7 protein-coding genes are annotated in these 8934 nt (G+C 38.7%); 6 read left to right on the forward strand and 1 reads right to left on the reverse strand.

Annotated elements, in window-relative coordinates:
* Positions 1–13 precede the first annotated feature (13 nt).
* From lpdA to sucD, 3 genes are all read left to right on the forward strand, one after another.
* A complete protein-coding gene (gene lpdA, locus SOI81_RS03710; RefSeq protein ID WP_002116053.1) occupies positions 14–1447 on the forward strand; it encodes a dihydrolipoyl dehydrogenase in 1434 nt (477 codons plus the stop codon).
* A gap of 147 nt (positions 1448–1594) precedes the next feature.
* The gene (sucC, locus tag SOI81_RS03715) at positions 1595–2761 is read left to right on the forward strand and encodes an ADP-forming succinate--CoA ligase subunit beta (protein WP_001048573.1); all 1167 of its coding nucleotides are present in this window, start codon (positions 1595–1597) and stop codon (positions 2759–2761) included.
* Between the two features lie 14 nt (positions 2762–2775).
* A complete protein-coding gene (sucD, locus tag SOI81_RS03720; RefSeq protein ID WP_000114637.1) occupies positions 2776–3666 on the forward strand; it encodes a succinate--CoA ligase subunit alpha in 891 nt (296 codons plus the stop codon).
* 414 nt (positions 3667–4080) lie between these two features.
* Here sucD and trpS read toward each other — a convergent pair whose 3' ends face one another.
* Positions 4081–5094: a tryptophan--tRNA ligase gene (trpS, locus tag SOI81_RS03725; protein WP_016143217.1), complete on the reverse strand. Its 1014-nt coding sequence runs from the start codon at positions 5092–5094 to the stop codon at positions 4081–4083.
* A 208-nt stretch (positions 5095–5302) separates the two neighbouring features.
* Between trpS and SOI81_RS03730 the strand changes: the two genes are divergently transcribed.
* The 3 genes from SOI81_RS03730 to SOI81_RS03740 all read left to right on the forward strand — a co-directional run bounded on the left by SOI81_RS03730 (position 5303) and on the right by SOI81_RS03740 (position 8902).
* Positions 5303–6232 carry a DUF808 domain-containing protein gene (locus tag SOI81_RS03730; protein ID WP_016143218.1) on the forward strand — a complete coding sequence of 310 codons (930 nt, stop codon included), beginning with the start codon at positions 5303–5305 and terminating at the stop codon, positions 6230–6232.
* A gap of 27 nt (positions 6233–6259) precedes the next feature.
* A complete protein-coding gene (locus SOI81_RS03735; protein WP_239976018.1) occupies positions 6260–7159 on the forward strand; it encodes a neutral zinc metallopeptidase in 900 nt (299 codons plus the stop codon).
* Between the two features lie 240 nt (positions 7160–7399).
* Positions 7400–8902, forward strand: coding sequence for a cation:proton antiporter (locus SOI81_RS03740; protein ID WP_016143220.1), 1503 nt, complete (start codon positions 7400–7402; stop codon positions 8900–8902).
* Positions 8903–8934: the final 32 nt, after the last annotated feature.

The following is an 8934-nucleotide window of genomic DNA, read 5'->3' on the forward strand; positions in this document are numbered from 1 at the left end:
ATGGAGATAAACAATGTCTCAACAATTTGATCTTGTTGTTATTGGCGGTGGTCCTGGTGGTTATGAAGCTGCGATTCGCGCTGCTCAACTAGGTTTTAAAGTCGCTTGTATCGAAAAACGTATTCACAACGGTAAGCCATCTTTAGGTGGTACATGCTTAAACGTGGGTTGTATTCCTTCTAAAGCATTACTTGACTCTTCTCACCGTTATGAAGATACAGTACATCACTTAGCTGATCACGGTATCACTACAGGTGAAGTGAATTTTGATCTTGCTAAGCTTCTTGCTCGTAAAGACAAAATTGTTGACCAATTAACTGGTGGTATCGATCAATTGCTTAAAGGCAATGGTATTGAGTGGTTAAAAGGTACTGGTAAATTACTTGCTGGTAAAAAAGTTGAGTTCGTTTCTCATGAAGGTGAAACTCAAGTTTTAGAGCCTAAATACGTTATTCTTGCGTCTGGTTCTGTACCTGTAAACATTCCAGTAGCTCCTGTAGATCAAGATATTATTGTTGATTCAACTGGTGCATTGAACTTCCCAGAAGTACCTAAGCGTTTAGGTGTTATTGGTGCCGGTGTAATTGGTTTAGAGCTTGGTTCTGTTTGGCGTCGTCTTGGGGCTGAAGTTGTTGTTTTTGAAGCAATGGATGCATTCTTACCAATGGCTGATAAAGCTTTGGCAAAAGACTATCAAAAACTTTTAACTAAGCAAGGCCTTGATATTCGTATTGGTGCTAAAGTTTCTGGTACTGAAATTAATGGTCGTGAAGTGACTGTTAAATACACTCAAGGTGGCGAAGAAAAAACTCAGACTTTTGACAAATTAATCGTTTGTGTAGGCCGTAAAGCTTATGCAGAAGGTTTATTGGCAGATGATTCAGGCATTAAATTGACTGAACGTGGTCTAGTAGAAGTAAACGATCACTGTGCAACTTCTGTAGAAGGTGTATACGCGATTGGTGACTTGGTTCGCGGTCCAATGCTTGCTCATAAAGCAATGGAAGAAGGTGTAATGGCTGTTGAGCGTATTCACGGTCATGCAGCTCAAGTGAACTATGACACAATCATTTCTGTTATCTATACACATCCGGAAGCGGCTTGGGTTGGTTTAACTGAAGAACAAGCTAAAGAAAAAGGTCATGAAGTTAAAACTGGTCAATTCGGTTTTGCTGTAAATGGTCGTGCTTTAGCGGCGGGTGAAGGTGCTGGTTTTGTTAAGTTTGTTGCTGATGCAAAAACTGACCGTTTATTAGGTATGCATGTTATTGGACCTGCAGCATCTGATATCGTACACCAAGGTATGATCGCTCTTGAATTTGTATCTTCTGTTGAAGATCTTCAGTTAATGACATTTGGTCACCCAACATTCTCTGAAGTTGTTCATGAAGCTGCACTTGCTGTAGATGGTCGTGCAATTCACGCGATTCAACGTAAGCGTAAATAAAATAAAGAGCGGTTCTCCGCTCTTTTTCACATTCGATGGTGTGATTAAAAAAGCATCAAGGTGAAAGACGTAGACAGCAATTTGCATATGCAACATGAGAATGTTGCGCAAATTGAAGACAACAAACAAAGTTAAGTAGGTAACTAAATGAACTTACATGAGTATCAAGCTAAAGCGTTATTGAAAGAATATGGTATGCCAGTACAAGAAGGTATCTTGGCTACCAATGCAGACGAAGCAGTTGCTGCATTTGAACAGCTTGGTGGTAAATTCGCGGTAATGAAAGCGCAAGTTCATGCTGGTGGTCGTGGTAAGGCTGGTGGCGTTAAAGTTGCAAAATCTAAAGAAGACGTTATCGAATTTGCAAACAATATCATTGGTACTCGTCTTGTAACGTATCAAACAGATGCAAATGGTCAACCAGTAAACAGCATTATTGTTGCTGAAGACGTATACCCAGTTGAGCGTGAGCTTTACTTGGGCGCGGTTGTAGACCGTTCTAGCCGTCGTATTACTTTCATGGCTTCTACAGAAGGTGGTGTAGAAATCGAGAAAGTTGCAGAAGAAACTCCAGAAAAAATTATCAAAGTTGAAGTTGATCCATTAGTTGGTTTACAACCATTCCAAGCGCGTGAAGTTGCGTTTGCGTTAGGTTTGAAAGACAAACAAATCGGTCAATTTGTAAAAATCATGACAGCTGCTTACCAAGCATTTGTTGAAAATGACTTTGCATTATTTGAAATTAACCCACTTTCAGTTCGTGAAAATGGCGAAATTTTATGTGTAGACGCTAAAGTAGGTATCGACTCTAACGCGCTTTACCGTTTACCTAAAGTTGCTGCTTTACGTGACAAATCTCAAGAGAATGAGCGTGAATTAAAAGCATCTGAATTCGACCTTAACTATGTTGCTTTAGAAGGTAACATTGGTTGTATGGTTAACGGTGCTGGTCTTGCAATGGCAACTATGGACATCATTAAACTTTATGGTGGTCAGCCTGCAAACTTCCTTGACGTTGGTGGCGGTGCAACTAAAGAGCGCGTAATCGAAGCGTTCAAAATTATCCTTGCTGATACATCTGTACAAGGTGTTTTAATCAACATCTTTGGTGGTATCGTACGTTGTGACATGATTGCTGAAGCAATTATTGCAGCGGTTCAAGAAGTAAATGTAACTGTTCCAGTTGTTGTTCGTTTAGAAGGTAACAACGCTGAGTTAGGTGCTAAATTACTTGATGAATCTGGTTTGAAATTAATTTCTGCGAACGGCTTGTCTGATGCCGCAGAAAAAGTTGTAGCTGCAGTTAAAGCGTAAGGGGAGTATCAATCATGAGCGTATTAATTAATAAAGACACTAAAGTATTGGTACAAGGTTTTACTGGTAAAAACGGTACTTTCCACTCTGCACAAGCTTTAGACTACGGTACAAAAGTTGTTGGTGGTGTTACTCCAGGTAAAGGTGGTACTACTCACCTTGACCTACCAGTATTCAACACAATGAAAGAAGCTGTACGTGAAACAAATGCAGATGCATCTGTAATCTATGTACCAGCTCCATTCGTTTTAGACTCAATCGTTGAAGCGGTTGATTCAGGTGTTGGCCTAATCGTTGTGATCACTGAAGGTGTTCCAACAATCGACATGCTTAAAGCAAAACGTTATTTAGAAACTAACGGTAACGGTACTCGTTTAGTTGGTCCTAACTGCCCAGGCGTGATCACTCCAGGTGAATGTAAGATTGGTATTATGCCTGGTCACATTCACCAACCAGGTCGTATTGGTATCATCTCACGTTCAGGTACATTGACTTATGAAGCTGTTGCTCAAACAACTAAGCTTGGTTTAGGTCAGTCTACTTGTATCGGTATCGGTGGTGACCCAATCCCAGGTATGAACCAAATCGAAGCTCTTCAATTGTTCCAAGACGATCCAGATACTGATGCAATCATCATGATCGGTGAGATCGGTGGTACAGCAGAAGAAGAAGCTGCTGAATTCATCAAATCTAACGTGACTAAGCCTGTAGTAGGTTACATTGCTGGTGTAACTGCACCTAAAGGTAAGCGTATGGGTCACGCTGGTGCGATCATTTCTGGTGGTCAAGGTACTGCTGAAGAGAAATTCGCTGCGTTTGAAAAAGCAGGTATGGCTTACACTCGTAGCCCAGCTGAGCTTGGTTCAACAATGTTGCAAGTTTTAAAAGAGAAAGGCTTAGCTTAATCGCTTTATCCTGAATCTTAAAAAGCACCGCATCTGAAAATGATGTGGTGCTTTTTTATTTATTAAAGATAAATAAGCAAAATTTTATAAGTAAAGTTAAATCAAAAATAAAATATTTAGGCAAAAAAAATACGCAATGATTGGGGTGATCATTGCGTAGAACAACGAATCTGTAAAAACAGTTTCGGTTTAAGGAGAAATGTCGTGAGGCTCATATGATGTGACCTACACAGTGAATAATAGATACAGTTAAGATTATCTTCATTGCTATTAGCGTTAATAAGTGTTACTTCACGTTAATAGGGTAAAAGCATGTGAATAGTCATCAATACGTTAGTAATTCTAAAAAATGAATATTATAAAAATTAAAAAAATACAAAAAAAGCCCCGCAGGGCTTTTAGTTTCAAAGAGAATTAAAATCTAAATAAACCTAAACCATCTTTAACTTCGTCTAAAGTCTGCTGAGTAATAAGTCGACACTTATCTGTACCTTGGCGTAAAACATCCATAATGTAGTCAGGATCTTTAGCAAGTTCTTCGCGACGTTCACGAATAGGCGTAATTAACTCTTTTAACACACCTTCAAGACGTTTTTTAACTGTACCATCACCAAGACCGCCACGACGATAGTGAGCTTTTAACTCTTCAACTTCTTCTTTATTTGGATCAAATGCATCTAAATAGGTAAATACAATATTGCCTTCAACTTGACCTGGATCTTCGATACGAAGGTGGTTTGGGTCTGTATACATCGCATTTACAGCTTTTTTGATGTCTTTATCAGAAGCATTTAAAACGATGGTATTGCCTAATGATTTAGACATTTTCGCTTTACCATCAAAGCCAGGTAAACGTGCCATGTTAGAAAGTAAAGCTTTACATTCAGGCAAAAGATCTTGACCAATTTGACGGTTTACACGGCGTACCACTTCGTTCGTTTGTTCAATCATTGGAATCTGATCTTCACCTACCGGAACGACAGTCGCTTTGAAAGCAGTAATGTCAGCCGCTTGTGCAACAGGGTAGCAGAGGAAGCCGGCTGGAATATCACGCTCGAAACCACGCATTTGAATTTCAGATTTAATGGTTGGGTTACGTTCTAAACGTGCAACAGTTACGAAGTTAAGATAGAGCATGGTGAGCTCATTCAGGGCTGGCAAGCAAGATTGAACACAAATGGTAGTTTTTGTTGGATCAATGCCGACAGCTAGATAATCTAGAGCTACTTCCAAAATATTGCGACGGACTTTATCTGGGTTATCTGCATTGTCTGTTAATGCTTGTGCATCTGCTAACAAGAGATGTTGATGATGGCTATCCTGTAAACCTACACGAGAACGCAAAGAACCGACAAAATGCCCAAGATGAAGTTGTCCGGTTGGGCGGTCGCCTGTCAAAATAATTGGACGCTGATCAACATTACTCATTATTTATTCCACTGTCTTATTGGCTTAATCAGGGGGTAGTAAGCCCTGCAATATAAAAGATTGGCATTATTGTACGGGAAATAAAAAAAATTCGTCAGCGATTGGATAAACTTTTCTTAAAATAATATTGTGAATTTATTCAGTAAAATTACAGAAATTCAAAAAAATCATCTTACAATAGCTTAATAAATACAAACTTGGATAAGAAATGGCAAGTGGCTTACTTTTATTACTAGATGATATTGCAACAATTTTAGATGATGTTGCTTTAATGAGTAAAATGGCAGCGAAGAAAACTGCCGGAGTTTTAGGTGATGATTTAGCCCTGAATGCCCAGCAAGTAACAGGTGTTCGTGCAGATCGCGAACTTCCTATTGTTTGGAAAGTGGCTAAAGGCTCATTTGTTAATAAGCTTATTTTAGTTCCTTTAGCTTTATTAATTAGCGTGATTGCGCCTTGGCTCATTAATCCTTTATTAATGCTCGGAGGTTTATTTTTATGTTATGAGGGAGTCGAGAAAGTTCTCCATACCATTATGCATAAAAAAGCTTCTACACAAGAAGAAGCAAAAGCAGAGCTTGATAGTGAAGAATTAGATTTAGCAAATTTTGAGAAAGAAAAAATAAAAGGAGCAGTAAGGACAGACTTTATTTTATCAGCTGAAATCGTCGTTATTTCTTTAGGTACTGTGGCTACAGCTACTTTAATGACTAAGGTAAGTGTTCTCAGCATTATTGCCGTTGTCATGACAATCGGTGTGTATGGTCTGGTTGGCATGATTGTTAAAATTGATGACTTAGGATTATATTTAACTAAGCAAACTGCCTCTTTTAAACAAACTATAGGTCGAGGTCTATTGGCTTTTGCTCCTATTTTGATGAAATTACTTTCAATCGTGGGCACTATTGCAATGTTTTTAGTGGGTGGCGGGATTATTAATCATACAATTCCGTTACTTCATCATTTAACTGAAGACACAGTAGATCACGTAGAAACAATACCAGCGGTAGGTAATATCATTGGTGCTTTAACACCGACACTGATTAACTTTGGAATAGGACTAGTTGCGGGTGCAATTGTTTTATTAATTGTAAGCTTAATACAAAAAATGTGGCCTAAAAAAGCATCGGGTTCATGATGCCATTCTAAAAAGAAGAGGGAAATTATGCGCTGGAAAGGTCGTCGAATTAGTAGCAATGTGGAAGACCGCCGAGGTGGTGGCGGTGTTAGAGCGGGCGGTATCAGTATTATTGGTTTAGTTGTTGCGTTTGTTGCATGGAAGTTTTTTGGGGTCGATCCACAACAAGCTTATCAAGCAACGCAACAGGTTACTGCTTCCCAGCAATCAAATGCAACTGCACCGGAGAGTCTAACAGCCGAACAAAAAGAAGCCTCGGATTTTGTTGGAACAGTTTTGGCTGATACAGAGGATACTTGGACTCCTATATTTAAACAGCTGGGTAAAACTTATACGCCACCAACATTAGTATTGTTTAGTGGAATGATTCAGTCAGGATGTGGTACTGCTCAATCTGCTATGGGTCCATTTTATTGCCCGGCAGACCAAAAGGTTTATATCGATACAGAATTCTTTAAAGATATGCGTCAGCAAATGGGAATTTCTGGTGAACAAAACCAAACTGAACTTTCCAGGGAAGATCAGGCTGGCGATTTTGCACAAGCTTATGTTGTTGCACATGAGGTAGGGCACCATGTTCAAACTCTGCTCGGTATTTCATCGCAAGTCCAGCAAGCCCGTGCACAAGTGAGTCAAAGAGAAGGTAATCAATTATCTGTTCGCCAAGAATTACAAGCTGACTGTTTAGCAGGTATTTGGGCTAACCATAATCAACAGCGAACTCAGTTTTTAGAGCAAGGTGACATTGAAGAAGCGATGGATGCTGCTCAAAAAATTGGAGATGATTATTTACAGAAGCGTTCTACTGGTCAGATCGTTCCTGATAGCTTTACTCATGGTAGCAGTGAACAGCGAATGCATTGGTTCCAAGTCGGTTTAAAAACCGGTGACATTAACCAGTGTGATACCTTCAATAATTCAATCTAAATATAGAAGGATGAGACTTATTAATATTATTTAAGAAGCTCATCCATCTTCCTTTAAATGTTAGCTATAAATAATGTTAAGAAATTTAACAGATTGATAGATTGTTCAATCAATTCGTTAAACTTGCATCCGAATTTTCATTTTTTATGATCATGGCATTATTAATGCCTACATTTTGTTTAGTTTGGTCGACCTAGCAAAATTTTCTTATTTGGTCGTTGACCCAGAAGAAGGGTGTTCATGGGTAATTTTTTTCTACTACAAGCATTTACAGTGGTTTTTGCGCTATCAATCGCAACCACGATTTTTAATAAACGTATTTTGGGTTTTCCCCAAGCTATTGGTGTTCCTCTTGTTTCTGCGATTTTTGTCTTTATTCTACAGTGGGGTGCTAGCCTACTAAACGGTAACCAGTTTATCACCATTAATATTCATAATATTGAAGAAGCAGTACGCCATATCGATTTTTATGATTTTTTAATTAATGGTGTTATTTGTTTTATTCTGACTTCTTCGGCACTCAAATTTAAAATTTCAGATCTAAAAAGTTATTGGAAACAAATTAGTATTTTGGCAACGATTGCCTTAGTGCTTTGCGCCGTATTGTTTGGCAGTTTACTGTACGGATTCCAATTACTAGTTGGATATCACGTGCCAATTCTGGTGTTGTTACTTTTAGGTGCAGCTTTAGGGGCAACAGACCCTATTGGTATTAAAGGTGTGCTTAGTTCGATTCGTGCACCTCATCATTTAATTGTTAAGCTAGAAGGTGAATCATTATTTAATGATGCAATGTGTATTGCATTGTTTATGACTTTGCTCAATGTTTTGCAAGGTGAACATTTCTCATTGGTCGCAACCTTAGAAGCTCTACTCTATGAAATTGTTGTTGCAGTCGGGATTGGTTGGGCATTTGGGGTAGGGGTATTGCGTCTATTACGTGGTAAACACGAAATGGAATCCCTGATTTTAACAACCGCGCTACTCGCGAGTGGAGCATATTTGGTTGCTTTGTTTGCGCATGCATCAGCACCAATTGCTTGTGTAATTGGTGGTTTAATTGTTGGGAACAAATGGAAAGAAATACGAGAAGAGCGTGAGATTCAAGAAGTTAACCATTTCTGGCACACTGTAGAAGGAATTATTAACTCCTTCTTATTTACTTTAATTGGTTTAGAGCTATTTATTCTTGATTTAAACTTCAGCCTGATTTTAGGCGGCATTGTTGCGTTCTTTATCCTACATATTTCTCGTTTTGCAGCTAACTTCATGGCTTTTGCTTTTTTTCCTACAATGCGTAGAACCAAAAGCTACAATGGTAGTTTGACCATTTTATCTTGGGGTGGGGTACGAGGGGGGATTTCACTTGCATTGATTTTGGCCGTTGCCAATATTCCTGCTTTAAGTCCTTATAGTAGTATTCTGATTGGATATACCTTTATCAGTGTATTGTTATCCGGCATAGTCTGTGGTCTAGGTCTGCCAGCTGTGATGAATGCTTTTTATTACAATCCGAATGAAGAAACTGAAGGCTTAAAAGGTTTCTATCAGAGATTGTGTCATAAGATGAACCGAAGAGGTTTTCAGTATATTGTTGGAGAGGATGCACTGGGCAGAGAGACGATCACTGTTTTTAATCCAGATATTCTTGTTGACCAAAAAACTGAAGATGGAATTGCAACAATGCATGACCCAAATAAGTTACAAGAAGTAAAACGATTTGAGAGTCCTGATAATTTCTAAACTTAAATAGTTTTAAATTTTAGAAACCATTT

The sequence above is a fragment of the Acinetobacter pittii genome (genome assembly GCF_034067285.1).
In the GTDB taxonomy this organism is placed as follows: Bacteria; Pseudomonadota; Gammaproteobacteria; order Pseudomonadales; family Moraxellaceae; genus Acinetobacter; species Acinetobacter pittii_E.

Bases quoted from the DNA above. Each gene is read 5' to 3' on its own strand.
- lpdA (WP_002116053.1), top strand. From the start codon at position 14: ATGTCTCAACAATTTGATCTTGTTGTTATTGGCGGTGGTCCTGGTGGT.
- sucC (WP_001048573.1), top strand. From the start codon at position 1,595: ATGAACTTACATGAGTATCAAGCTAAAGCGTTATTGAAAGAATATGGT.
- sucD (WP_000114637.1), top strand. From the start codon at position 2,776: ATGAGCGTATTAATTAATAAAGACACTAAAGTATTGGTACAAGGTTTT.
- trpS (WP_016143217.1), bottom strand. From the start codon at position 5,094: ATGAGTAATGTTGATCAGCGTCCAATTATTTTGACAGGCGACCGCCCA.
- SOI81_RS03730 (WP_016143218.1), top strand. From the start codon at position 5,303: ATGGCAAGTGGCTTACTTTTATTACTAGATGATATTGCAACAATTTTA.
- SOI81_RS03735 (WP_239976018.1), top strand. From the start codon at position 6,260: ATGCGCTGGAAAGGTCGTCGAATTAGTAGCAATGTGGAAGACCGCCGA.
- SOI81_RS03740 (WP_016143220.1), top strand. From the start codon at position 7,400: ATGGGTAATTTTTTTCTACTACAAGCATTTACAGTGGTTTTTGCGCTA.